Below are 25,116 nucleotides of genomic sequence, written 5' to 3' on the forward strand. Positions count from 1 at the left end.
GAAAAAGATTACACGGGCGGCGAGAACGCCGCCCCTACATAAGTCTGTATTTTCCAGTAGGGGCGGCGTTCTCGCCGCCCGTACCAGGTATTACACTTCGCTGGATTTCAGCGATGGCAGTTTGGAAACCAGACGCAGGGAAACGGTCAGGCCTTCCAGCTGATAGTGCGGACGCAGGAAGAACTTAGCGGTGTAGTAACCCGGGTTGTCCTCAATCTCTTCGACCTGCACTTCGGCAGCTGCCAGCGGCTTACGCGATTTGGTCTCTTGTGAGGAGTTGGCCGGATCGCCATCGACATAGTTCATCACCCAGTCATTCAGCCAGCGCTCCATCTCATCGCGCTCACGGAAAGAACCGATTTTGTCACGCACAATACACTTCAGGTAATGCGCGAAACGACAACAGGCGAACAGGTATGGCAGACGCGCCGCCAGACGGGCATTGGCCGTCGCATCGGCATCATAGTACTCGGCAGGTTTCTGCAGTGACTGAGCGCCAATAAAGGCGGCAAAGTCAGAGTTTTTACGATGCACCAGCGGCATAAAGCCGTTCTGCGCCAGTTCGGCCTCGCGGCGGTCACTGATAGCGATTTCGGTAGGACATTTCATATCCACACCGCCATCGTCGCTCGGGAAGGTGTGGCATGGCAGGTTCTCTACCGCACCGCCGGATTCAACACCGCGAATCGAAGTACACCAGCCATACTCTTTAAATGAGCGGTTGATGTTGGTTGCCATCGCATAAGCAGCGTTGGTCCAGGTATAGTTGCTATGGTTAGCGCCATCGGTCTCTTCTTCAAAATCAAAGCTGTCGACCGGATTGGTGCGGATACCGTAGGGCAGACGCGACAGGAAACGCGGCATCACCAGCCCCAGATAGCGGGCATCTTCCGATTCGCGCAGACTACGCCATGCAGCATATTCGGAGTTCTGGAAGATTTTGGTCAGATCACGTGGATTAGCCAGCTCCTGCCAGGATTCCATCTGCATTACGCTCGGTGCGGTACCGGCGATAAATGGACAGTGGGCAGCCGCGCCGATGCGCGCCAGCTCGGCCAGCATCTCCACGTCCTGCGGGCTATGGTCGAAGTAGTAATCGCCTACCAGGCAGCCAAACGGTTCGCCACCAAACTGGCCGTACTCTTCTTCATAGATTTTCTTAAACAGCGGGCTCTGGTCCCAGCCGACGCCTTTATAGCGCTTCAGCGTGCGGCCCAGCTCCTGCTTGGAGATGCTCATAAAGCGGATTTTCAGCATCTCGTCAGTTTCAGTGTTATTCACCAGGTGATGCAGACCACGCCATGCACCTTCCAGCTTCTGAAACTCTTCATGGTGAATAATCTGGTTCACCTGTTTTGACAGTTTCTCGTCAATTTCACCGATCAGCGCCTGAATGGTGCGGTAAGCATCATCAGAGACAGTAACGGTATTTTCCAGCGCCTGCTGCGCCAGGGTTTTCACCGCGCTTTCGACCGCAGTACGCGCCTGATCGGTTTTTGGCCGGAACTCTTTATTCAGCAGTGCACTGAATTCATCTTCGGTATAAGCCGGTGCATTCTGTGGTTGCTGCTGTTGAGAAGATTGGCTCATTGCTTACTCCTCGTCAGATTTGGTTGGCTGCTCATCGCCTTTCGGCAGATGGGACAGCGATTTCAGCAGGGTCGGATCCTGCAGAATTTTATTAATCAGCTCTTCCGCGCCGTTTTTACCGTCCATATAGGTCAGCAGGTTAGCCAGCTGGGTACGCGCTTCCAGCAGGTTGCGCAGTGGCTCCACATTGCGGGCAACCGCATCCGGCGAGAAATCTTCAATGCTGTTAAATGTCAGATCGACATTCAGACGGCCTTCCCCGGTCAGGGTATTTTCAGCATTGAACGCCACGCGTGGTTTCAGTGATTTCATTCTTTCGTCGAAATTGTCGATATCAATTTCGAGGAACTTGCGCTCATCCACGGCAGGCTGGTTTTCTACCGGCTTACCGACCAGATCGGCCATCACGCCCATAACAAAAGGAAGCTGAATTTTGCGTTCGGCGCCATAGACTTCGACGTCGTATTCAATCTGCACGCGGGGTGCGCGATTGCGGGCGATAAATTTCTGCCCGCTGCGGGATTTATTTCCTGCCATGGTATTCTCCAGGGGATTACACGGTGAAAAATTAGCTGTGGCGGAATCGCTCCAGACAGCCTGATTTCAGGGATTAGTTGTCACGACGGCCGAAAATAGTTTCCAGTTGATGGACTCCATCCGGGGCCAGATCACGAATTATTTCCATAAAGTCCATTGCAACCATGCGCTGGACACGTTCAATCATCAGCGGCGCCGGATGGCTGGGTTCATGCTGAACAAAGTACTGTTTAACCTTTTCCAGCATCAGCTGGGCATCATCGCGCGAGGCGAGATTTACGCTGCGCCAGTCCTGCTGCGGCTGACGGCTTTTACTGCTGGCAGCCGGAGCGGCACTCGGTTCGGGCTGACTGTCCGCACCTTCTGACAAGGTCGGGAGCAGCGCGGTCACATCGGTGGTCTGACTGACCTGTGTCACCAGTTGCAGGGTGCGCAGTAGCTGCGTCATCTCCGGCACGCCGCTGCCACTCAGTTTTTCTGTCAGGAAGCTGCGCAATGTTTCCAGTGACGCCACAATCTGCGGCACCGCCTCAACGCCAGGCATGCCGCCTTGCGCCAGCTCATCCATCAGCCGGGTACGGCCACCAGGATACTCGCTCAGGCCCGCTTTACTGCCATCCAGCAGCGCCGCGGCATCACGCAGGGTAATGGCATCGGCCGCGCTGCGTAACAGCGCCGACTGGCGTACCGCGGCGGTCAGGCTGGAGTTGTCGCCAAGCTCCGCCAGCGCATTAATGCGGAAAAAGGGGTCGGCTTCACCGTCATACCACAGCTCAGGAAACAGTCCGTCCCAGTAGTTCTGCAACGACTGATTAATCAGGTGCAGGCCGCTGGCGTAACCCGGCAGCCCTTTCAGCTGAGTCCAGGCTCGCGTCAGCGCCAGCATTACGCGTAAATCTTTGGTGCGCGTCAGCAGGCCAGTAGCGAGCTTCTCCACTTTGTTCCAGTCAGCAGGTTCAGCCGGGATAATCGTGTCACCGAATTGCTGTTCCGCTTTGCCCTGACTGGCCTGATCCATCGCCATAAAGTCAGCGTCATATTCCAGATTCTCCCCGCAGGGTGAATCGCTGCTTACCGGCTCCAGTAAGGTATCTGTATTCATCGGATTACCTGTGCATCAGACAATTTAGTTAAACATCGGCGGGTAGAGACCGTTACGACCCGGTCGCGCGCCCCCGGCGGGGTCAAACAGCAGTGAAAACAGCTGGCCGGTAAAGTTGCCGCTATGCACATGGGTGTACAGCGGGTAACCGTCACTCTGATTGGTCCACCAGAAACTGGTGTAGTGCTGCGGCGAGAAGCAGTCTGAAACCTGCTGCCAGCTCAGGGTGCACTGCTGCTCGTCATGACCAATGATATCCAGAATATCTGACGACGTTTCTGCTGCGGGTTCCGCCAGCGGCGGCAGCCCCAACAGCACGCTGTCCAGTTGTTCGGCCGAGTAACCGTTGCGCACGGCATGATGCAGAGTGCCGCCCAGCTGGCGATACCACTCGCCTGACGCGGGTAAAATTTTGTCGGACCAGTGCTGCGGCGAGAAAAAACGTTGCGCGCAGAGAGGATATTGTCGCCCGACGCTGTCGCGCCCTGGCATCAGACAGCCCATCTGCACCAGCTGACTCCCCAGCATCGGCGGCACAACAAAATTCCAGACGGGTGCATGACCGAACGGGCGACTGACTTCCTGCCGCTCCGTCGCGTTCTGCCAGTTAAGCAGTCCTACCTGGAACCAGTGTCCCCATTGATTCTTCAGCACCTCCGGAAAGCGGCGCTGCAAAAAATCGCCGGCACTGGGCAACTTCCCGTACCAGCCAATTGCAGGGTAGTGACTCATCGTGATGTCCTTTAAGGGCAAGAGAACCCGGGAAGCTGAAACGGGTTGCGAATACTGTTGGGAGTAAACTCCAGTGTGACCTGATGGCCATCCAGCGAGAAGGTGGCCTGACGACTCAGGCTACCGCTGCCTGCGGCCTGTCGCGCCTGATCAAACAGGCGGTTCAGCGCCCAGGGACCGTTGGTCACCAGCGTCGAAGTGGTGCCATTCGCCAGTCCCAGTGACAGGCGTACCTGACTGGTGCCGCCACTGCCTGGCCAGCTCATCAGTTGCTGAGCCTGCGGGCCGTGGCTGTAGCGCAGCAACTGACCATCCACATCCAGCGTCATCGACAGAATATCGTTATCCATCCGCACAGTGCGGATGGTGACGCGGAATGACGGCGTGGTGGCGCCATTGGCAAAGAAAGCATCACGAATGCTTTGTGCCTGCTGGAACGGGCGTAACACGCTCTCGCCGCCTGGCAGGGTTTTACCGTCAATGCCCGGCGCAATGCGCCAGCGCGCCTGAGTGGTGTCGACTTTTCCGGCCAGATTGTCACGGAAGAAAGTGTCCATCAGCCCGCTACCCGGCGCAAACATGCGCGCCAGATCGTCTGGCGTGACTTCGGTACGCGCACTGCGCACCAGCGGATAGCGTCCGGCAATCGCCTGGCGGCAGAAACCGCCAACTTCCACATCAACCCGCTTGCGCATATTGTCCAGCTGGCGACGCTGCGTATCGGCGCTGGCGCCCACGGCAAGATTAGAGAACATGCCCTGCAGCGAACCTGGCAGGCGACCCGCGCTGGCCTGCAGACGACTAATCGCTTCGCCGTTTGGCGCAGGCATCCCGCTGTTCGCGGCATCCTGTACGGCGGTCAGGTAACGATAGAGGTCGTCAACCTGTTTAATAAAGTCATCAAACACAATGGCTTTCCCGCCTTCCTGCAACGGCTGCGCCAGTTCCAGCAGCGATGCATAGTGTTGTGTCACCTTCTGTTCCGGCGTTTGCGGTTCAGCAGCGCTGTTGCTGTCGCGCGCACCAAACAGTGAGCGCAGCGTTCGGGTGGCGCTGTTATCGGTGTCAGCTTTTTTGCCCTGATCCTGCGGCACCTCACTCTTTTCCAGCACCAGATAGCGACTGATGCCGGTGACCAGCTGACGCAGCGGTGAGTTGCTGGCGGAGAGCAGACGCGCACTGTTGATACGCTGTGACAAATTGGCAATGTTGTTCAGTTCGAGATCCTGCAACAAACCATCCCACTGGCGGATATAGTCATCCATATACAGCTGACGCACGACATTGTCGGTCTGGGCTTTATCACCATCTCTGGTGGCGCTGCCCAGCACCCAGACATCATCGGCATACAGCGCCGCGGTGACGTTGTCGATCTGCTTGTCAAAACTGTTCCAGTAGCCGTCGGGGGTATATAAACCGGGGATACCTTCACTCAGCGGCTTGCCGCTTTTGCGGGTAAAAACCAGCTCACTCTGCGGCCCTCCCAGCGCCGCCAGAGAAACCGGTTTCAGGTTGTCATCATGCTCCAGCAGACGCTTCAGGCGACCGTAAACCCGGTCGGATAACGGCATGCGGGCAATCAGCGCCTGTTCGCGGGCAATCAGTCCGTCATCTTTCGCATAAGGCGATGACTGGATCTGCGTTTCCAGTAGCTGGGACAGATGCCATTCCAGCTGGCGCAGCTGCTCGCGGGTGACGTTCTGCGGCAGGGTGCGTTGCAGATTCAGCATCACCCAGGTATGGATAAACTTACCGTCATAGTGTTTTGGCTGATACAGCATCTGATAGGCTTTCAGCGCTTCATAACTGAAATCGGCGTCACTGCCGTCATCACTGCGCAACCAGCCAGTAATTTGCTGCGCCACCTGCGGCAACAGCAGTTGCTTCAGCGCTTTCTGATACAGCGCGCTGGTGGCATCACTGACTTCGCCACCGCGATACAGCCCCATACGTCGGGTCAGCGGTGGGTTATTGATATCGAACTGTTCACTTTCCGGCAGATGCAGCAGGCTGTTCAGGTAAGGCAACAACGCAAACAGATCGCTGAGGTTGCCGGCCTGTAATGACTGTCCCTGCTGGTTCACGGTCGGCACTTTGCCGGAGACTTCCTGCAGATAGTTACGGTTATGGTTGTAGCTGATAAACCAGAGGATAGCGGCAATCATCAGCGCCAGGCTCAGCAGCAGATAACCTGACCACAACACCGCGCGGTTCCGCAGTTCCCACCAGCGGTTACTGCCTGCCAGACCCGACTCCGGGAACACCACATTTTCCAGCACATCGCGCAGGAAGAAGCTTTGTCCTTTTACCGGCGGCACCGGCCCACTCTGCTGATGTTGTGGCCCGGCGCCCCACTCAGTGGCTTTATTGCCGCTGTCACTGCTGGGCAGATTCAGCGCACGATTAAGCTCACCCATCACTTTGTCAAACGGCTGGCCCTCCTGAGTACCGCTGGCGAAGTAAATACCGCGCGCGGACAGCGAGGTCTCAAAACCGGAGTGGGCGAAGATTTGCGTCAGATAGTCACTGAGCAGCGGACGCAGCGCAGAGAACTCCTGCGGGAACAGATAGCTTTCGGCACGCGCCTTGCCATCACGCTCCATCAGCATCACATCGGCAAGGCCGGCATCAAGACGCTGCTGCAGTAAGCTATATTCATGCTCAAACGCTACCTGCAGATCGAAATTGCCGCTTTTCAGCTCCGCCCACGGGAAAGTGAATCCCCAGACCTGATCGCGTTTAGCTTTATCGAAGCTGTCGAAATAGGCGGTAAAGCCTTGCAGTAGATCGGTTTTCGTCACCAGCACATACACCGGGAAGCGAATGCCCAGCTGTTCGTGCAGCTCCAGCAAACGCTGACGCAGTGCGCTGGCCTGCTGGCGACGCTGTTCCGCGCTCAGGGTAAGCAGGTCCGAGACGCTGATGGTGATAATCGCGCCGTTAACTGGCTGGCGGGCACGATATTTTTTTAGCAGTGAGACAAACTTGTTCCACTCGCTGGCGTCCTGTTCACGCTGACTTTCCTGGGTGGTGTAACGTCCGGCGGTATCCAGCAGCACCGCTTCATTGGTAAACCACCAGTCACAGTTTCGCGTGCCGCCAATGCCGCGTAACGCGGTCTTGCCAAAGCGATCCGCCAGCGGAAAATGCAGGCCGGAGTTCACCAGTGCGGTGGTTTTACCGGCGCCGGGTGCGCCAATAATCACATACCACGGCAGCTGATAAAGATACTGGCGGCTGAAGCGACGCATCCACGAGGGTTTTTTACGCCCGGAGGTACCGCTGAAGTGGGCTTTTCTCAGCAGCTGCGAGGCTTCGCTGAAACGCTGCGCCAGCGCCTGCTCTTCATCATTCAGCAGCGGCGTATCGCCGTCGGCGCTCTCCTGCTTGCTCAGGCTGCTGACCAGTTTGCGGTTCAGCCAGGCATTGTGCAGGCGCGGGATCACCTGTCCGAAGCCCCAGACCAGATACAGCAACCCGATACTGATCTGACGGTTCATCTCCGGTTCTAACGGGCTGGAGCCATTAATGGCAAATAACGGCCCCACCACCCAGATAATAAATGACAGCGCAGTGATGCCGAGGAAACCCCAAAGCAAACGGCTGGAGAGTATGGAAAAAAGCGTATTCATCATCCTTAATTTCCTTGCTGCAGACCGTTTAGCTGCGCCTGAGTATTAGAGGGCGCAACCAGCAGAGTGATTTCAACGCGACGATTGCGGGCGCGGTTTTCGGCCGAATTATTTGGCGCGATGGCATTTGAGTCGCCCCGCCCTTCAGCCTTAACGCGACCCGGTTGACGCAGATGCTGTTGCAGCAGTTTCTGCACCGATTCTGCGCGCTCCAGTGACAGTTCGTAGTTCGAAGCGAAACGCGCGCTGCGAATCGGCAGGTTATCGGAGTAACCGGCCACCAGGATTTTGCCGCTGACGCCATCCATTGCTTTGGCGATACGCTCGATCACCGGCTGGTAATTACCGCGCACTGTGGTGGAAGCGGACGGGAACAGGCCATCACCTTTCAGTATCACCACGCTCTGATCTGCCTCATCGCGCACCGAGACCAGTCCCTGCTCAATTTCCGGACGCAGGAAGCTTTTCAAATCAAGGATTGCCGGGGGTCGCGGCGCCGGATTCTGGATAGTGACTTCCGGCAGCGAACTCTGGTAAACCGACGCCAGCACCGGCGTAGTGGCCGAGCCTAAGCGCCAGCTAAGGCCGATATAGATCAGGCAGGCCATAAAGCCTACCACGGCGGTCCAGGCCCATAACGGGATCACCGGACGCCACAGTTTCTTCTGTGTCGGCTGGTCGTAAGGATGGGGAGAGAGCGGCGGCGCATAAGCGCCGCGTACCGAATTAATCATCTGCAGCAGGCGCTGACGGATGGTTTCCAGCTGTGAGCGACCGTTATCCAGTACGCGGTAGCGCCCTTCAAACCCCAGCATCAGGCAGAAATAGATCAATTCCAGCAGAAACAGATGATCGCGCGGTTTCTGCGACAGCTTGGCCAGCAGCTGAAAAAACTTCTCGCCGCCCCAGGTTTCATTATGAAAGGTGACCAGCAGACCGCTGCTGGGCCAGACGCTGTTGCCGCCCCAGGGCGTCAGGGCGGCCGCTTCATCCAGCGCCGTACAGAGGCAGTAACGTGCGCCGACGATCGCCTCATAAGGTAAACCCGCGCTCTGGCTGCGCACTTCAAAGCGCTGAATCTCTTCAATTAAACGCTGACGCAGGCCAGCAGGATCAGAATGGCTGACCGAATGGCGAATTTGGGGGATGGCATTCAGCAACGGGTTGGCAGCAGCGACCAGTGCATTATCGCGCCATGACCCCGTCACTCCGGCTTCTCTGCCGCCAGATTGTAATTCCTGCATAATTTTCACTCACCAGTTCAGTCAGACAGAGGCGTCACGAACTGCCCAGAACGCCATATCCAGGCCGGGGAATTCCCCTGCCAGATGCAGGGCAAAGGCACCAGATTTATCCATTTCCTTCCACAGCTCGCCGCCTTTTTCCAGCTGGAAGTAGCTGTAACCCGCATGCCATGGGATTTGCGGCGGTGCGGAAGGCATGGCGCGCAGCACCATACCTGGCAGCTGTAGCTGCACTAAATCACGGATCCGCGTCACCGGTGCCACCTTCATCTGCGCCGGGAAGTGCGTGTTCAGCATCTCACCAGGCACATTGGCTTTTACCGCCAGCACAAAACCAAACTCGCGGATCATATTGGCATCCGGCACCGTCGCCACATTCAGCCCGTGTGAGCGCTCGATCAGCGGCAGCTGAATTGCGTTCTCTTCCATCACGATAGAGAGTCGCTGACGCAGCATCAGCACCAGCTCGTTAAAGCAGCGCGCCAGATCATCATGGTCATACACCGGCAGCCCGCCACCATCGCAGGAGCGCTGCGGTGTGTAGGTACTCAGCTCGGTGGCCAGCGCCAGCCACTGGCTGAACAGCTGTTCCGGATGCAGTTGCGGCAGACTGTGCAGGTGATTGACCACGCCAATATGCTGGTTCATCAGCGCCAGCAGCATAAAGTCGACCATATCGGAGTTATTAAAGCGTCCCGGCTGCTGTAAACGCTGGCCGATTTGCTGGCTACGCTGTTCCAGTAATCCCTGAATGTCATTGATAAAACTAAAAAGCAGCGGATGCGCGATGCTGTTCAGCATTGGCGGGATGTAGGTGTTATCGAGCCGTAACTGGCTGTCGCTGCGCTTCTCTACCACCAGCGCCACGCCAATCGCCGTCCACTCCGCCGTCAGATCGCTTTCCAGCATCAGACGCAAACGCAGCTGACCGAACTGCATCACCGCCGGACCAATCGACATCGCATTGCAATCGTCAGCTTCCGCTTCAAAACTGATATGGCGGGCGAGCGAGTCGGCGGCTTCGCTAAAGATCACCTCTTCACGGCCATCGCGGCGCGCAGGCAGCGCCAGCACCACTTTCTGCCCGGTCTGATTGTCATCAATCGCCAGCGGCGGTGGCGCGAGGCGGCTGTCGCTGAACGCAAACTGGGTGCCATCCGGTAAAATACCGCTGGCGCTGCTCAGGGCAACATTGCCATGGCGCAGCATCGCTTCATCAAACTCAAGATGAAAAAAACCCCACATATAAGGACGCTGTGCGGTTCCCCAGTCTCGCACCTGACTTAACAGGTAGCTTTCAGATTGCTGGAAATGGTGGGGACGCAGGAACATGCCTTCGGTCCACACCACTTTTGCTGCTTTAGTCATAATCGCTTCCGTTTCAGGGCGTTAGTGGTTCTCTTTAACCATCCGAATTCCGCTGACATCCGCAATAATCTCGGCGTTCAGCTGATCGGAGGACCATTGCCACACTTTCCAGGCACTGCTTTCAGAGGGATCAGGTAATGGCAGCGAGAGTCGCCATTTTTTGCCATCCAGCGACTGATACTCCGCCATAATGCCGATATAACGCGCCTCCGCGGTGCTTTGTCCGGCGATCTTTTTGCCAAGCTGACCTGGCATCAGGAAGAACTGCTCGGTATTCAGCAAATTGCCGCCCAGTACCGCCTGAGGATTGTTCTGCAGTGAGTAGAAATCCGCTGACATAAAATCCGCATCCGATTTCAGCAACATTACGCGCACTTTAAGCGGCGCAGAGTCGTTGATTTGCGGATGAGCCTGAAACTGTAAGCCGTAGCGAGAAGGGACGCTGTGTGAAGAGGAGATACAACCTGTCAGCAACACCAGCGCTGACAGGAACAGCGCCCGGAGTGCCGGGCGCTGGAAAAAACGTAAAGTTATCATAGGTTATCCGCCGACGCGGTTTAGTTGATAATCCAGGTGCCACTGCTGCTGTTACGGCAGGCCTGGCCTTCGCCATTGACCGCTACACAGGTTTTTTTGGCAGGCGCGGCACGACGCACACGACGGGCATCCGCCTTGATAGTTTTGTCGTACAACTCACTTTTGACCCCGGCGCGCAGTGGCACATAACCAATCATTTGCTCCTGACCGGTTTCCGCAATGGCGAACCAGTTGTTCTCCACAGAACCCAGTACGGTAAAGGTCTGGCCATTCTCCAGCTGGCGCACCAGCTTGCCGCCGAAGCCTGGGGTGCTCATCACCGAAGCTTTATACAGCGCACGATACTCTTCGTTAGCCGGGGTAAAGCTGGTCGGTGGCGTAATAGCGTGACGATAAGTCAGGGTGACGCCATCGACGGTGCTGGAAACGACGGTGTCATCGGTTACAGGCGGTGGTGGCGCCTTACAGCCTGAAACCATTGCAACTAAAAGCAGGGAGAGCGCGATTTGAATTTTCACCATAATCCTCATGATTTGGCAGTTGATTGAAAATACAGCTTTTTTAGAAAATGTTAATCCGGACGCCATCATGCACAAATTCTGTACCCTCAGGTATCAAACAGATAACTCGGACAAAATGCCCTGAAAAAGCGCAGGGAGTAGGGAAAATCAGGGTTTAAAGGGTATTTAAGGGGGTTAAAGCAGTTTCAGACAATAAATGGGGAGATAGCAGGACCAGCGGAAATAAGATTGAAGAAAACATCCACTTTAAATTATCCAAAATCATCTTATAAAATTGGACAAAACACTGCTATCCGTAGGCCTTTCAGGGGGAAAGTTACCCATTTCCTCATCATAAAAATAATTTGATCAGCGTGGCTAATCTTTAACCACATAACATTACAATCAGATGACGCCAATATGAAATGTAACCGTTCAGTGTTAGTTTTGATAATTAGGTTACAAATCATTGCATTGATCTTAAAATCAGGAACGCTACCGCCCTTGGGAAGCAGATTAATCCCAATAGTGTGAATCAATAACCGGGGTTATTGTTCAATATTGTCGATCAGTTTACTGACTCTTTACACATTTACAACGGCCAGGTAGCAGAGAATCTCAATTAAGAAAAATTTATATTATCTATTAATGCCAAATTTGGCTGTTTTGACCGCTTTTTTTTGAGGATAATCCTAGAAAACTGATTTGAAACCAGTTGTTTTATTTCCCTATGGAATAAAAACGCATTTTTTTGCGCCTAAATTTTATTAAGGTAAATAAACACTCTGTTATGGCTAAAGTGATGGCAGGGGTGATAGCGGAGTTTTGCGAGAGAATTGCGGCGATGATCACAAAATCTGGTCGGGTAATAATCAAATTTGATTTAAAAAAACCAGCTGACGCCAGCCAAAAACTGCAGTAAACAGTGGCTCTGCAACGGTAGTTAAACGTTATGAATGTAAGGTTGCACACCCTTTATTACAGTTAAGGTTGCGGCAAGAGAGATCTGGCACCCTTTTTCCACACTGGCGACTTGCATTTAAAAGCGATGCGTCGCTAATCGCGAGGTAGTAAACCGGGGAAACCCTGTCACACCTTACAGCGCATCGGGCCGCAGAAATAACCGCTGGTCTGATGCGATGACGGATAGGTTTTCTGCGTATATTGCCGCCCTGGCGAAGGGTAATGTCACCGCTTAAGGCGATAATCGTTGTCGCCAGAGAAGCACAACGCCGCTATTTATGCAGGGACAATCCTTTAATCACTTTATCCACGACTTTTTTCGGCGCGCGCATGGCCAGCCCAACCAGATTCATATTTTCGGCATCTTCGGCAAGAAAGACTTCCCGGTTGGCTTCGTCGTGGCCGGTGGAAAACATGGCATGAACATAAGGAATAAGGGTAATTTCACGCTCAATCCCTTTGCGGTGAGCGGCCTGTAAACCGGCAAGATCGGCTGCAAAAATAAGCATCGGCTGACCAGAAATATTACCGTAATGACGCCCTTTCGCATCGATATAGGGCTGCCCCATGATTTCCGGAGCCGCTGCAGCAATGCCGGTTGCCAGAAATGCGACAACGTTCAGCTTCTGCCAGGCAGGCAGGTCATCTCTGATAATAAAAGCGATCTTGGTGTCAAACATCAGTAAAGTCTCTCGTCTGTTGCGATGAAAAGACCATGTTAGATGACTTCAGGGATCGCAGTCTGGAACGTTTGTGCAGCACAGCTTTCGTCGCTAAATACGTTAAACCGCCTGCCCACAAGCCCATGCCGAGCTCCACGCCCACTGGAAGTTATACCCGCCCAGCCAGCCGGTAACGTCGGCCACTTCACCGATAAAGTACAAACCAGGCACATCACGCGCTTCCATGGTTTTTGATGACAGCTGAGTGGTGTCAACGCCGCCCAGCGTCACTTCGGCGGTGCGATAACCTTCAGTGCCGTTTGGCTGCACCCGCCACTGATGCAGCGTGGTCACCAGCTCGCTCTGCTGACGGCTGTTCAGCTGTTTCAGCGTGACATCCGGCACCGTTTGCAGGGTTTGCAGCACTTCGATTAAGCGCTTCGGCAGCACTTTTGCCAGACTGTTTTTCAGGCTGAGATTGGGGTGCTCGCTACGCTCATAATTAATAAAGCTATCAAGATCCTGGCCCGGCGAAAGGTCGACCGTGATAAATTCACCCGGCAGCCAGTAGCTGGAGAGCTGTAATACCGCTGGTCCCGACAGGCCGCGATGGGTAAACAACATCGCTTCTTTAAATACAGTGCCATCTTCAGCGGTCATTACCGTCGGCAGCGACACGCCGGATAGTGTCTGCAAATGGTCCAGTAACGGTTTATGCAGGGTAAAAGGCACCAGTGCGGCGCGGGTCGGGAAGACGCGCAGGCCAAACTGTTCCGCCAGCTTATAGCCGAACGGCGTGGCACCGAGTCCCGGCATCGACAGGCCGCCACTGGCGATCACCAGTTTCTCCGCCTGCACCGCCGCGCCATTCAGTTGCAGGGTATAGCCGCTGTCATCGCGTTCAACGCTGATCACTTCGCTGCGCAAACGCAGCGTCACATTGCCCTGCTCGCACTCTTTCAGCAGCAGCTCAACAATCTGCTGCGCCGAGTCATCACAAAACAGCTGACCCAGGGTTTTTTCGTGCCAGGCGATGCCATGACGATTGACCAGATCGATAAAATCCCACTGGGTATAGCGCGCCAGCGCCGATTTGCAGAAGTGCGGATTGTTCGACAGATAAGCCGCCGGTTCGGTATACAGATTGGTAAAGTTGCAGCGTCCGCCGCCGGACATCAGGATTTTACGCCCGGCCTTTTTGCCGTTATCCAGCAACAGCACGCGGCGACCACGCTGGCCTGCCTGTGCGGCGCAGAACATGCCTGCAGCCCCTGCGCCAATGATGATAACGTCAAACTTTTCCACAACTCACTCCTGCCTGCTGGCAAAAAACGCTGATTGTAGAGAGTTGCTGCCAGTGATGCCAGCGTAACAAAAGTGTAGCGAAAGTAACATAATGTAACTGTTTAATTTACAGGCTTTTTTTAGCCAAAAATCTGGCTTTATTACGCTTTAATATCAAAAAAGTCTATATTTCCCTTTCCCCCGGCGCGGTTTGTCGCTGATAATGCGCCGCGTTCATGTCCTCCAAAATGGCGTAACGCTTATGCTACATCTGTTTGCTGGTCTTGATTACCATACCGGCCTGTTATTAGTACTCGCTCTGATGTTTGTGCTGTTCTATGAAGCCATTAACGGTTTCCATGATACGGCCAATGCAGTGGCGACTGTCATCTATACCCGTGCAATGCGATCGCAGCTAGCGGTAGTTATGGCCGGTGTATTTAACTTCTTTGGTGTGTTACTGGGTGGTTTAAGCGTTGCTTACGCAATTGTCCACTTGCTCCCTACCGACCTGCTGCTCAATGTAGGATCGGCTCACGGGCTGGCTATGGTCTTTTCCATGCTGCTCGCTGCAATTATCTGGAACTTAGGCACCTGGTATTTCGGTCTGCCTGCGTCCAGCTCCCATACCCTGATCGGCGCCATTATTGGTATCGGTCTGACCAACGCGCTGCTGACTGGCACCTCGGTGGTTGATGCGCTTAATATTCCTAAAATGATCGGCATTTTTATGTCGTTAATTTTATCGCCGATTATCGGTCTGATTGTGGCAGGCGGCTTGATTTTCCTGCTGCGTCGTTACTGGAGCGGCACCAAAAAACGTAGTCGTATCCATATGACGCCAGCCGATCGCGAAAAAATTGACGGCAAGAAAAAGCCGCCATTCTGGACGCGTATTGCACTGATCGTTTCTGCTATCGGCGTCAGCTACTCACACGGCGCTAATGATGGTCAGAAAGGCATTGGCCTGATTATGCTGGTGCTGATTGGCGTCGCGCCGGCTGGCTTTGTGGTAAATATGAATTCATCTGGTTACGACATCACGCGGACTCGCGATGCGGTCAACCATCTGGAGCAGTATTACCAGCAGCATAGCGCCACGCTGACGCATATCATTCAGATGACGCCACCGGCGCTGCCGACACCAGAACAGGTGCCGTCTGGCCCGCAGGCATTCCATTGCGACAGCGCACGTGCACTGGGGGCGATTCAACGTGCACAGGGCCTGCTGAACAATCTGCAGAGCTATGATGCACTGAATGTCGACCAGCGCGCACAGATGCGCCGCCTGCTGATGTGTATTTCCGATACTGCGGATAAAGCTGCGAAACTGCCGGAAACCAATGCCGATGACAAACGCTTCCTCAATAAGCTGAAAGGCGATCTGCTGAATACCGTGGAGTACGCGCCAGTCTGGATTATTGTTGCGGTGGCACTGGCGTTGTCACTGGGCACTATGGTCGGCTGGCGTCGTGTGGCAACCACTATCGGTGAAAAAATCGGTAAGAAGGGGATGACCTACGCGCAGGGCATGTCAGCCCAGCTGACGGCGGCGGTATCGATTGGTGTGGCCAGCTATACCGGCATGCCGGTATCCACCACTCATATCCTCTCCTCTTCCGTGGCCGGCACCATGCTGGTTGATGGCGGCGGCGTGCAGAGTCGCACCATTAAGAATATCGCGCTGGCGTGGGTATTAACCCTGCCGATCTCGATACTGCTTTCCGGCGGGTTGTACTGGATTGCCTTGCAATTGATTTAATTCAACTCAGTCTGAACAGGGGCGGCAGCGATGTCGCCCTTTTTTTATTCCCCACCCGCTTCAGTGCCATATCGCTAATGCCAGCAGGCTAATCACCACCAGGCCACAGAGCGCACTGGTCAACATAAATTGCCCACGCACACGCTCACAGCGACGGATAAACTCGTCGTCATGATGATCGCGATAGCGCTGCGCCCAGATATAACGCACCAGGCGAACCTGTTTGCTCGGCTGACCATGAGATGTGAAAAAGCCCGCGCCATCAACATATTGATAAAGCAATGGATCGCACCCGCGAAGCACCACCAGTAATGCGCGCAGAGAAGAGTAATAACGCGCCATATTCACTAAACAAACCACACATAGTGCCCAAAACAGTGCGATGGTGCTGATCATGATCCCCTCCCGGCGATACCACAGGAAAGTTTTCAGCAGGCTGCGCTGAACACACCCAACAGTATCTTGCCAAACCACTATTGAACCGGACCGAATGTTTTTAAACGAGAATGGCGACCACAGATGCATTTGAGACCGTCATAATCCAGTGTAGGAGATCTGTTCAAATATTTTCCAGCGATGTTTTATCTGTCAGGCGAAAGTGGAAAAAAATTCATTTTGATCGGGGTCGCAAAGGGTGCGCCGCTGTACAACATCTGTTAACAATTAACGCTATACTGATGACATAATAAAGTGTCGCAGGCAGCATAACGCGTCACGCCAGTAACAGAATGAAATCTGCGGCGACCATCGCGCGCATTCTTCGCAATGGATTTCAGCAACTTGTGACAGGACAGAAAAGCCCTCTGTCTGGCAGATCGCACATCTAATGGAAGGAGTTTGATTATGGCTTATAAACACATCCTGATTGCAGTAGACCTCTCCCCGGAAAGTAAACTGCTGGTCGAGAAAGCAGTCTCGCTGGCACGCCCGTATGACGCTAAAGTGTCGCTGATTCATGTTGATGTGAACTATTCCGATCTCTACACCGGCCTGATTGACGTTAATCTTGGCGATATGCAGAAACGTATCTCTGAAGAGACACACAATGCGCTGACCGAGCTGTCGCAGAACGCTGGCTATACCGTGAGCGAAACCCTCAGTGGCAGCGGCGATTTAGGTCAGGTGCTGGTTGATGCTATTAAGAAATATGACGTGGATTTGGTGGTTTGCGGCCATCACCAGGACTTCTGGAGCAAGCTGATGTCATCTGCGCGTCAGCTCATCAATACCGTACATATTGATATGCTGATCGTTCCGTTGCGCGATGAGGACGAGGACGAGTAGAAATAGATCTTAGTCGCTGCTACCCATCCCGGCCTTCCCCCACTTAGTGGGGGAAGGAGGGTTAACTGAGCGGTGGGTAGATATCAAAGCGATGACTTTTGGTGGTCACCGCAGACTGCGTGGCCACATCGGCCAGCGGCGGCGCGTAGTCAGGCCGTTTTACCACTACACGCTTCTTCGCCAGCTGCCGCGCTGGTGCCAGCAGACCATCGGCATCATCATCGGCACCGACCAGTGTCTGAAACACCCGCATCTCTTTCTTCACCAGCGCACTTTTCTGCTTATGTGGATACATCGGATCGAGATAGACCACATCCGGGCGCGGCGTAATCTCGCTTAGCGCCGTCAGGCTGGAGACATGCAACAGCGTCAGGCGCTCGCGCAACCAGCCGCCAATCTCCGCATCCTGATAGCCACGTTGCAGACCATCATCCAGCAGCGCGGCAACTACCGGATTACGCTCCAGCATACGCACATGACAGCCGACTGATGCCAGCACAAAGGCATCGCGCCCCAGCCCGGCGGTGGCATCCACCACATCCGGCAGATAGCCGCTCTTGATACCGACCGCTTTCGCCACTGCTTCACCGCGGCCGCCGCCAAATTTGCGGCGATGCGCCATCGCGCCACCGACGAAATCGACAAATATACCGCCGAGCTTTGGCTCGTCGCGCTTACGCAGCTCCAGATGCCCGGGCGTCATCACCAGCGCCATTGGCGCATCGTCATCATGCTCCAGCTGCCAGCGCTGCGCTAAAACAGATAAGGCGCCACTATCGGCGCCTGCTTCATTGAGTAAACAGATCTTCACGCGAAGCGTTATCCTTTAATGCCGTAATGATCCAGCATCGCATCCAGCTGCGGCTCGCGGCCACGGAAGCGGCGGAACAGCTCCATAGGTTCTTCAGAACCACCACGCGTCAGGATGTTATCGAGGAACGACTGACCGGTTTCACGGTTGAAAATGCCCTCTTCTTCAAAGCGCGAGTAAGCATCAGCCGCCAGCACGTCTGCCCACAGATAGCTGTAGTAACCTGCCGCATAGCCGCCGGCAAAGATATGGCTAAACGCATGCGGGAAACGGCCCCATGACGGACTCGGCACCACCGCCACCAGTTGCTTAATCTCCGCCAGCATCTGCAGAATTTGCGCGCCTTTCGCCGGGTCGAATTCAGCATGCAGACGGAAATCAAACAGACCGAACTCCAGCTGACGCAGGATAAATAGCGCCGCCTGGTAGTTTTTCGCCGCCAGCATCTTATCCAGCAATTCCTGCGGCAGCGGTTCGCCGCTTTCGTAATGGCCGGAGATAAACGCCAGCGCTTCCGGCTCCCAGCACCAGTTTTCCATAAACTGGCTTGGCAGCTCGACCGCATCCCATGGCACACCGCTGATACCGGAAACGCCCGGGGTTTCGATGCGCGTCAGCATATGGTGCAGACCATGACCAAATTCATGGAACAGAGTGGTCACTTCATCATGGGTAAACAGCGCCGGTTTACCGCTGACCGGACGGTTAAAGTTACAGGTCAGATAGGCGACCGGCTTTTGCAGTGAACCGTCAGCTTTACGCATCATGCCCACACAATCATCCATCCACGCGCCGCCACGTTTGTGTTCGCGGGCGTAGAGATCAAGATAGAAGCTGCCGCGCAGCTCGCCGCTCTCATCGAACAGATCGAAGAAGCGCACATCGTTATGCCAGACATCGACATCTTTACGCTCTTTCGCGGTGATGCCGTAGATGCGTTTGACCACTTCAAACAGGCCATTTAGCGCGCGCTGTTCCGGGAAGTACGGGCGCAGTTGCTCATCGCTGATGGCATACAGATGCTGTTTCTGCTTCTCACCGTAGTAAGTCAGATCCCATGGCTGCAGCTCGCTGATGCCGTGCTCTTTTTCGGCAAAGGCGCGCAGTTGCGCCAGCTCCTGTTCGGCCTGCGGACGGGCGCGGTGCGCCAGATCGGTCAGGAAGTCGGTAACCTGCGCCGGGTTTTCCGCCATTTTGGTCGCCAGCGATTTATCGGCATACGAGTCAAAGCCCAGCAGCTGAGCCAGTTCATGACGCAGCGCCAGCTCTTCCGCCATGATTTCACTGTTATCCCACTTACCGGCATTCGGTCCCTGATCGGAAGCACGGGTGGCGTAAGCGCGATATATCTCTTCACGCAGCGCCTGGTTATCGCAGTAGGTCATCACCGGCAGATAGCTCGGGATATCCAGCGTCAGCAGCCAGCCCTGCTGCTCTTTGGCTTCCGCCTGGGCTTTTGCCGCGGCCAGCGCGCTTTCCGGCATCCCGGAGAGTTCAGCTTCATCGCTGATTAGCTTGCTCCAGCCCATGGTGGCATCCAGCACATTGTTGCTGTAGGTCGAACCCAGCTCAGAGAGGCGCGCGGCGATTTCGCCATAGCGTTTCTGCTTCTCTTTCGACAGGCCGATACCAGACAGCTCAAAGTCACGCAGGGCATTATCGACAGCTTTTTTCTGCGGCAGACTCAGCGCAGCATAGTTGTCGCCCTCTTTCAGATTGCGATACGCCTGATACAAGCCTTCATGCTGGCCCACCCAGGTGCTGTACTCTGACAGCAGCGGCAGCGTCTGCTCATAGGCTTCGCGCAGCTCCGGGCTATTTTTTACCGAGTTCAAATGGCTGACCGGCGAGAACAGACGACCAAGACGGTCATCCACTTCTGCCAGCGGCTGACACAGGTTATCCCAGCTATAAGGCGCGCCCCGGGCAACGGTTTTCTCTACCGCCGCGCGGCAATCATCAAGGGCGGCCTGCACCGCAGGTACAACGTGTTCTGGTTTAATGGCGGCAAAAGGAGGAAGCGTAAAAGAAGAGAGTAACGGATTGGTCATAGCGCAGTCCTTGTGGTTGTCGGTGGCGCGTGGTCGCGCGCAATCTGAATAACATGAGGTTAAGTGTAGCGAATTTCAATGGCCGCCTGCCGCTTACGGAAAAAAGCCGGTGCGACTGTTCGGCATTTTGTCGCGCTTCCTGGTATACTGTGCTCATACATGCGCCCGCCCCATCTGCGCAGCGACCGCACTTCTCCTGCTTCGTCAGGAACGCACCGGATATCATCAAAGTTATGCTTAGTTATCGCCACAGTTTTCATGCCGGCAACCACGCCGACGTTCTTAAGCACACCGTGCAAAGCCTGATCATCGAAGCGCTAAAAGAGAAAGAGAAACCTTTCCTTTATCTCGACACCCATGCGGGCGCCGGACGCTATCAGCTGAGCGGTGAACATGCAGAGCGCACTGGCGAATATCTGGAAGGCATCGCCCGTATCTGGCAGCAGGATGACTTGCCGGAAGCGTTACTGCCCTATATCAGTGCAGTTAAAGATCTGAATAAGAATGGTAAACTGCGCTTCTATCCTGGCTCGCCGCTGATTGCGCGCCATCTGCTGCGCGAAGATGATAAGTTGCAGATGACGGAACTGCACTCCAGTGATTACCCGATGCTGCGCACGGAGTTTGCCAAAGACAGCCGCGCCCGCACCGAAAAAGCCGATGGGTATCAGCAGCTGAAATCCAAGCTGCCGCCGCATTCGCGCCGTGGCCTGATTCTGATCGATCCGCCTTACGAACTGAAAACGGACTATCAGGATGTGGTAAAAGGCATTCATGAAGGCCACAAACGCTTTGGCACCGGCGTATTTGCGCTGTGGTATCCGGTCGTTTTGCGCCAGCAAATTAAACGTATGTGTAAAGAGCTGGAAGCAACCGGCATCCGTAATATTCTGCAGATTGAGCTGGCGGTGCGCCCGGATAGCGATCAGCGTGGCATGACCGCCTCCGGTATGATTGTAATTAACCCACCGTGGAAGCTGGAACAGCAGATGCGCGACCTGCTGCCGTGGCTGCATAAAATCCTTGTGCCAGCCGGTACCGGTCATACCAGCGTGAATATGATTGTGCCTGAGTAAAATCCTCTAGACGGTAAATACCGCAAAATCCCGCGCCAGTTCTGTCGCGGGAAAGATTTCCCGGCACTCCGCCAGTAATTTTTCGCAGTCGGCATAGCCATAGCGCGCGCTAAAATGGGTGGCAATCAGCCGTCTGGCGCCAGCCTCTCTGGCCGCCGTTGCCGCCTGCACGGTAGTGGAATGGCCGCGGCCATTAGCTTTCTCCGCCATTGCTGCTTCGAGTGTGGTCTCATGCACCATCACATCTACATTGGCCGCCAGTTCGCTGGCCAGCGGCGTTGGCGCGGTATCGCCAAATATTGCCAGCGATTTGCCTTTAATCGAGGGGCCAAGATAGTCGCGGCCGCACACCTCGCGCCCGTCCTGCAACATCACGGTTTCCCCGCGTTTTAACTGCTGAAACCAGCTTCCGGCCGGAATACCATCGGCTTTCAGCCGCTCCGCATCCAGCGGCCCCGGTTTATCGTGCTGCTCGATGCGAAAGCCATAGCACTCAATCACATGCGACATGGGCCACGCGGTAACCCGCATCTGCCCGTCATCACACACCTCACCAGCTGCGATCTCAATAATTTCCAGCGGAAAAGTGACATAAGAGGCGCTCAGCGTCAGGGTGGTTTCAACAAAGGCTTTGATTCCCGGCGGGCCATAGAGAGTTAACGGACTGCTGACACCGCCCATTGAGCGGCTGGTCAGCAGTCCGGGCAGGCCAAAGATATGGTCGCCATGCAGATGGGTGATAAAGATTTTTTCCAGCTTTCCCGGCTTTAGCGGGCTGCGCATCATCTGATGCTGGGTGCCTTCGCCGCAGTCAAACAGCCAGTATCCACCGCTGTTATTATCGCTCAGCGTCAGCGCGATAGCGGTGACATTGCGCTCCCGACTGGGAGCACCGGCACAGGTGCCAAGGAAAAGAAGTTCCATGATGCTTAATTCCAGGTTTTACTTATTACCCTTACCCTATCACAACCATAGACGCAAACTTTGCGGCAATACGCCGAGTGGCGTTACACTCTATGCCAATTTCCTACACAACTTATGGAACAGGTTTAATGACCAGACATTATGACTATCTTGCAATCGGTGGCGGCAGCGGCGGCATCGCATCCATTAACCGCGCAGCCATGTATGGCCAGAAATGTGCGCTGATCGAAGCAAAAGATCTTGGTGGCACCTGTGTCAACGTGGGTTGCGTACCGAAGAAAGTGATGTGGCATGCCGCGCAGATCGCTGAAGCAATCCATCTGTATGGACCGGATTATGGCTTCGATACCACGGTAAACCACTTTAACTGGGATACCCTGATTAAAAACCGTAGCGCCTATATTGATCGCATCCATACCTCATACGACAACGTATTAGGTAAGAATAAAGTCGATGTTATCAAAGGCTACGCGCGCTTTGTTGATGCGCACACCGTGGAAGTTAACGGTGAGAAAATCACTGCCGATCATATACTGATCGCCACCGGTGGACGTCCGAGCCATCCTTCGATCCCTGGCGCGGAGTACGGTATCGACTCCGACGGCTTCTTTGAGCTGGACGCGCTGCCAAAACGTACTGCCGTTATCGGTGCGGGCTATATCGCAGTGGAACTGGCTGGCGTGCTGAATGCACTGGGTTCTGAGACGCATCTGTTTGTACGTAAGCATGCGCCACTGCGTACTTTCGATCCGCTGATCGTGGATACGCTGGTTGAAGTGATGAACACTGAAGGCCCGGCGCTGCATACTGATTCCATCCCGCAGGCGATTGTCAAAAACGCTGACGGCAGCCTGACGCTGAAGCTGGAAAACGGCAAAGAGCAGACCGTCGATTGTCTGGTATGGGCGATTGGCCGTGAACCGGCGACAGATAACCTGAACCTCGAGGTCACTGGCGTCGCGCTGAATGATAAAGGCTACATCAACGTCGATAAGTATCAGAATACCAACGTCAAAGGTATTTTTGCCGTCGGCGATAACACCGGCGCGGTGGAACTGACGCCAGTCGCGGTTGCCGCAGGTCGCCGTCTCTCTGAACGCCTGTTTAACAACAAGCCGGACGAGCATCTGGACTACAGCAATGTACCGACCGTGGTATTCAGCCATCCGCCAATTGGCACTGTGGGTCTGACCGAGCCGCAAGCGCGTGAGCAGTATGGCGACGATGAGGTCAAAGTGTATAAATCGGCGTTTACCGCCATGTATACCGCCGTTACTCAGCATCGTCAGCCTTGCCGTATGAAGCTGGTTTGCGTCGGTAAAGATGAGAAAATCGTCGGCATTCACGGTATCGGCTACGGGATGGATGAGATGTTGCAGGGCTTCGCCGTGGCGCTGAAAATGGGCGCAACCAAGAAAGACTTCGATAATACGGTTGCCATCCATCCGACCGGTGCGGAAGAATTTGTGACCATGCGTTAATCATGGCGCAGAATTCAATTTCACCAGCAAGAAGCCCATAACCGGGCTTCTTTTTTTTATATCCGCAATACAAATGTTAAATGCTAAAACCGGGTATCGATGGCACTGGCACTCTCTTCTCTGTCACTTGCTTCAGAGGGCGGCGGCGATTCCTGATTATAGATAAACTGGAAACTACTGTTTATAACCTCCATCGCCACCTTCAGACTCGCATCGTCTTCACCGTTAATGCCTTCATCCACCACGGTATAAAGTGCGGCAATAACCTGATCACTCACCTCGTTAATTTTTTGCTGCACTGGCGGGGTAATAATGCCCTGATTTACTTTTTCCCGTAGTTCCTGACTAAGGATGCCACGTGCTTTTAAGGCATCGCTGACATACTGGATGGTACTTTTATAATAGTGGCCAAACAGTAATTTTATTATCGGCGGGACGATGACATCCCTGGTGTGCAGGTCTAAGGTCATCGCCTGCATATGGCGGCTATAAAATGCGGTGATTAAATTAACGCCATTTTTGTCGTTATCAAATTTATTGATATCGGGTATTAGCGTCTGATTAAGATCGGCATAGCCCAGGCAAAAACCAAACCACAGGCTACTGTCACGCTCATGGGTTCCGGGCAATGCGCTGTCAATCAGGCCATCCAGAATGGCCGATGTCCCCAGTAAACCGATTAGTGGCCCAATAATTCCGGCCTGATTGTAAGCCTGCGCCAGCAGAATAGCTTTCGCCGGGGCAATGGTGGTTAAATCCTGGATGGCATGTTGTAGCGATCGCCCCAGCGTAGTGGTTTTGTTGGTGGTGCCAACTTCCAGCGCCAGGGTAAGTTGCAGCGGCTTATAGAGCCCGGCGAAAAGAGCCGGTATATCGCATTCAACTCTCGCCAGCTGCTGTCGGTTATAGCTGAAAGAGGCGCTGTTAAAATTATACTCAATGCCAAACTGCTTAACCACCAGTGCGTAACCTTTGGCCCAGGAAGAGCCGATATCGAAGGCCAAACCAACCTCAGTATGAACGGGATAGAACGAGAGTGAATCGGGCAACAATACCAGGGTAGGCGTAAATTTAAGATCAACGTCCCCCACTTTTATCTGCGGACCCAGTTGCAGGATGAACTGATTAAGCCCCCAGCACTGAATAAAGTTGCGAACCGTCACCAGTTTTTTCCAGATCCGCAGACGGAAAGCAGGAATGGATTCGGTAGCGGTGGGGGAATCAATGGTTATCGCTGTTTCTTTCCTTTGCAAGCTGGCGGATTGATTTCCGGTATGGGTAATATTGCCGGTAACCTGAGTTTTAGCACTATTAACAGTTGCTTGCTCAGATATCGAAACGTTATTGACTGTCTGGTTCTGAAAAATCTTCATACATAGTCCTTCTCCATACTACCAGCGATTTATCGGCAGGGAGTATTGGTTTATTGACAATCAATAACTGCAACTCAAATGATTTATTGATCTAATTAATAAATTATCAATATCAGATATTGTAATTATTAGTTAATATATAATTTATAAATCATAAAATAACTATCACGATTAGCTTAAAGTTGAATAAATTCTGATGGCGA

20 protein-coding genes are annotated in these 25,116 nt (G+C 54.1%); 4 read left to right on the forward strand and 16 right to left on the reverse strand.

Annotated elements, in window-relative coordinates; all coding sequences use genetic code 11:
- Window positions 1-90: 90 nt before the first annotated feature.
- From tssC to N5923_RS09075, 11 genes are all read right to left on the reverse strand, one after another.
- Window positions 91-1,590: a type VI secretion system contractile sheath large subunit gene (gene tssC / locus N5923_RS09025; RefSeq protein WP_267143043.1), complete on the reverse strand. Its 1,500-nt coding sequence runs from the start codon at window positions 1,588-1,590 to the stop codon at window positions 91-93.
- Between the two features lie 3 nt (window positions 1,591-1,593).
- Window positions 1,594-2,127 carry a type VI secretion system contractile sheath small subunit gene (tssB, locus tag N5923_RS09030; protein WP_017799571.1) on the reverse strand — a complete coding sequence of 178 codons (534 nt, stop codon included), beginning with the start codon at window positions 2,125-2,127 and terminating at the stop codon, window positions 1,594-1,596.
- A gap of 73 nt (window positions 2,128-2,200) precedes the next feature.
- Window positions 2,201-3,229, reverse strand: coding sequence for a type VI secretion system protein TssA (gene tssA / locus N5923_RS09035; RefSeq protein WP_267143044.1), 1,029 nt, complete (start codon window positions 3,227-3,229; stop codon window positions 2,201-2,203).
- A 24-nt stretch (window positions 3,230-3,253) separates the two neighbouring features.
- On the reverse strand, window positions 3,254-3,961 hold the full coding sequence (gene tagF / locus N5923_RS09040) for a type VI secretion system-associated protein TagF (protein ID WP_267143045.1): 708 nt from the start codon (window positions 3,959-3,961) through the stop codon (window positions 3,254-3,256).
- An 11-nt stretch (window positions 3,962-3,972) separates the two neighbouring features.
- Window positions 3,973-7,596 (reverse strand): type VI secretion system membrane subunit TssM, encoded by a 3,624-nt coding sequence (gene tssM, locus N5923_RS09045; RefSeq protein ID WP_267143046.1) that lies wholly within the window; start codon window positions 7,594-7,596, stop codon window positions 3,973-3,975.
- A 2-nt stretch (window positions 7,597-7,598) separates the two neighbouring features.
- Window positions 7,599-8,837 (reverse strand): DotU family type VI secretion system protein, encoded by a 1,239-nt coding sequence (locus N5923_RS09050; protein ID WP_267143047.1) that lies wholly within the window; start codon window positions 8,835-8,837, stop codon window positions 7,599-7,601.
- A 21-nt stretch (window positions 8,838-8,858) separates the two neighbouring features.
- Complete coding sequence (tssK, locus tag N5923_RS09055; RefSeq protein WP_267143048.1) at window positions 8,859-10,205, reverse strand: type VI secretion system baseplate subunit TssK; 1,347 nt, start codon at window positions 10,203-10,205, stop codon at window positions 8,859-8,861.
- A 21-nt stretch (window positions 10,206-10,226) separates the two neighbouring features.
- Complete coding sequence (gene tssJ / locus N5923_RS09060) at window positions 10,227-10,742, reverse strand: type VI secretion system lipoprotein TssJ (RefSeq protein ID WP_267143049.1); 516 nt, start codon at window positions 10,740-10,742, stop codon at window positions 10,227-10,229.
- Between the two features lie 20 nt (window positions 10,743-10,762).
- Window positions 10,763-11,260: an SH3 domain-containing protein gene (locus N5923_RS09065; RefSeq protein WP_267143186.1), complete on the reverse strand. Its 498-nt coding sequence runs from the start codon at window positions 11,258-11,260 to the stop codon at window positions 10,763-10,765.
- A gap of 1,217 nt (window positions 11,261-12,477) precedes the next feature.
- Entirely contained in the window at window positions 12,478-12,885 is a 408-nt protein-coding gene (locus tag N5923_RS09070) for a DUF2000 family protein (RefSeq protein WP_267143050.1), read from the reverse strand.
- Between the two features lie 102 nt (window positions 12,886-12,987).
- Complete coding sequence (locus N5923_RS09075) at window positions 12,988-14,172, reverse strand: BaiN/RdsA family NAD(P)/FAD-dependent oxidoreductase (protein WP_267143051.1); 1,185 nt, start codon at window positions 14,170-14,172, stop codon at window positions 12,988-12,990.
- A gap of 241 nt (window positions 14,173-14,413) precedes the next feature.
- On the opposite strand from N5923_RS09075, the gene pitA reads away from it, so the two are divergent.
- Window positions 14,414-15,913, forward strand: a complete 1,500-nt coding sequence (gene pitA / locus N5923_RS09080) for an inorganic phosphate transporter PitA (protein WP_267143052.1) — start codon at window positions 14,414-14,416, stop codon at window positions 15,911-15,913.
- A gap of 60 nt (window positions 15,914-15,973) precedes the next feature.
- Here the strand turns inward: pitA and uspB are convergent, their stop codons facing one another.
- Complete coding sequence (uspB, locus tag N5923_RS09085) at window positions 15,974-16,309, reverse strand: universal stress protein UspB (protein ID WP_267143053.1); 336 nt, start codon at window positions 16,307-16,309, stop codon at window positions 15,974-15,976.
- A 447-nt stretch (window positions 16,310-16,756) separates the two neighbouring features.
- Between uspB and uspA the strand changes: the two genes are divergently transcribed.
- Window positions 16,757-17,197, forward strand: coding sequence for a universal stress protein UspA (gene uspA, locus N5923_RS09090; protein WP_017799589.1), 441 nt, complete (start codon window positions 16,757-16,759; stop codon window positions 17,195-17,197).
- Window positions 17,198-17,258: 61 nt separating this feature from the next.
- On the opposite strand, the gene rsmJ is transcribed toward uspA, so the two are convergent.
- Both rsmJ and prlC read right to left on the reverse strand, forming a co-directional pair.
- Complete coding sequence (gene rsmJ, locus N5923_RS09095) at window positions 17,259-18,008, reverse strand: 16S rRNA (guanine(1516)-N(2))-methyltransferase RsmJ (protein ID WP_267143054.1); 750 nt, start codon at window positions 18,006-18,008, stop codon at window positions 17,259-17,261.
- Between the two features lie 8 nt (window positions 18,009-18,016).
- Window positions 18,017-20,059: an oligopeptidase A gene (gene prlC / locus N5923_RS09100; RefSeq protein ID WP_267143055.1), complete on the reverse strand. Its 2,043-nt coding sequence runs from the start codon at window positions 20,057-20,059 to the stop codon at window positions 18,017-18,019.
- 233 nt (window positions 20,060-20,292) lie between these two features.
- On the opposite strand from prlC, the gene N5923_RS09105 reads away from it, so the two are divergent.
- A complete protein-coding gene (locus N5923_RS09105; RefSeq protein ID WP_267143056.1) occupies window positions 20,293-21,135 on the forward strand; it encodes a 23S rRNA (adenine(2030)-N(6))-methyltransferase RlmJ in 843 nt (280 codons plus the stop codon).
- A gap of 6 nt (window positions 21,136-21,141) precedes the next feature.
- On the opposite strand, the gene rnz is transcribed toward N5923_RS09105, so the two are convergent.
- Window positions 21,142-22,059 (reverse strand): ribonuclease Z, encoded by a 918-nt coding sequence (gene rnz, locus N5923_RS09110; protein ID WP_267143057.1) that lies wholly within the window; start codon window positions 22,057-22,059, stop codon window positions 21,142-21,144.
- Window positions 22,060-22,187: 128 nt separating this feature from the next.
- Between rnz and gorA the strand changes: the two genes are divergently transcribed.
- Window positions 22,188-23,540, forward strand: coding sequence for a glutathione-disulfide reductase (gene gorA / locus N5923_RS09115; protein WP_267143058.1), 1,353 nt, complete (start codon window positions 22,188-22,190; stop codon window positions 23,538-23,540).
- Between the two features lie 83 nt (window positions 23,541-23,623).
- On the opposite strand, the gene N5923_RS09120 is transcribed toward gorA, so the two are convergent.
- Complete coding sequence (locus N5923_RS09120; RefSeq protein ID WP_267143059.1) at window positions 23,624-24,913, reverse strand: hypothetical protein; 1,290 nt, start codon at window positions 24,911-24,913, stop codon at window positions 23,624-23,626.
- Window positions 24,914-25,116: the final 203 nt, after the last annotated feature.

Source organism: Winslowiella arboricola (assembly GCF_025527015.1).
Taxonomy (GTDB): domain Bacteria; phylum Pseudomonadota; class Gammaproteobacteria; order Enterobacterales; family Enterobacteriaceae; genus Erwinia; species Erwinia arboricola.

Coding starts and splice junctions, on each gene's coding strand:
- tssC (WP_267143043.1), bottom strand. CDS start 1,590: ATGAGCCAATCTTCTCAACAGCAGCAACCACAGAATGCACCGGCTTAT.
- tssB (WP_017799571.1), bottom strand. CDS start 2,127: ATGGCAGGAAATAAATCCCGCAGCGGGCAGAAATTTATCGCCCGCAAT.
- tssA (WP_267143044.1), bottom strand. CDS start 3,229: ATGAATACAGATACCTTACTGGAGCCGGTAAGCAGCGATTCACCCTGC.
- tagF (WP_267143045.1), bottom strand. CDS start 3,961: ATGAGTCACTACCCTGCAATTGGCTGGTACGGGAAGTTGCCCAGTGCC.
- tssM (WP_267143046.1), bottom strand. CDS start 7,596: ATGATGAATACGCTTTTTTCCATACTCTCCAGCCGTTTGCTTTGGGGT.
- N5923_RS09050 (WP_267143047.1), bottom strand. CDS start 8,837: ATGCAGGAATTACAATCTGGCGGCAGAGAAGCCGGAGTGACGGGGTCA.
- tssK (WP_267143048.1), bottom strand. CDS start 10,205: ATGACTAAAGCAGCAAAAGTGGTGTGGACCGAAGGCATGTTCCTGCGT.
- tssJ (WP_267143049.1), bottom strand. CDS start 10,742: ATGATAACTTTACGTTTTTTCCAGCGCCCGGCACTCCGGGCGCTGTTC.
- N5923_RS09070 (WP_267143050.1), bottom strand. CDS start 12,885: ATGTTTGACACCAAGATCGCTTTTATTATCAGAGATGACCTGCCTGCC.
- pitA (WP_267143052.1), top strand. CDS start 14,414: ATGCTACATCTGTTTGCTGGTCTTGATTACCATACCGGCCTGTTATTA.
- uspB (WP_267143053.1), bottom strand. CDS start 16,309: ATGATCAGCACCATCGCACTGTTTTGGGCACTATGTGTGGTTTGTTTA.
- uspA (WP_017799589.1), top strand. CDS start 16,757: ATGGCTTATAAACACATCCTGATTGCAGTAGACCTCTCCCCGGAAAGT.
- prlC (WP_267143055.1), bottom strand. CDS start 20,059: ATGACCAATCCGTTACTCTCTTCTTTTACGCTTCCTCCTTTTGCCGCC.
- N5923_RS09105 (WP_267143056.1), top strand. CDS start 20,293: ATGCTTAGTTATCGCCACAGTTTTCATGCCGGCAACCACGCCGACGTT.
- rnz (WP_267143057.1), bottom strand. CDS start 22,059: ATGGAACTTCTTTTCCTTGGCACCTGTGCCGGTGCTCCCAGTCGGGAG.
- gorA (WP_267143058.1), top strand. CDS start 22,188: ATGACCAGACATTATGACTATCTTGCAATCGGTGGCGGCAGCGGCGGC.
- N5923_RS09120 (WP_267143059.1), bottom strand. CDS start 24,913: ATGAAGATTTTTCAGAACCAGACAGTCAATAACGTTTCGATATCTGAG.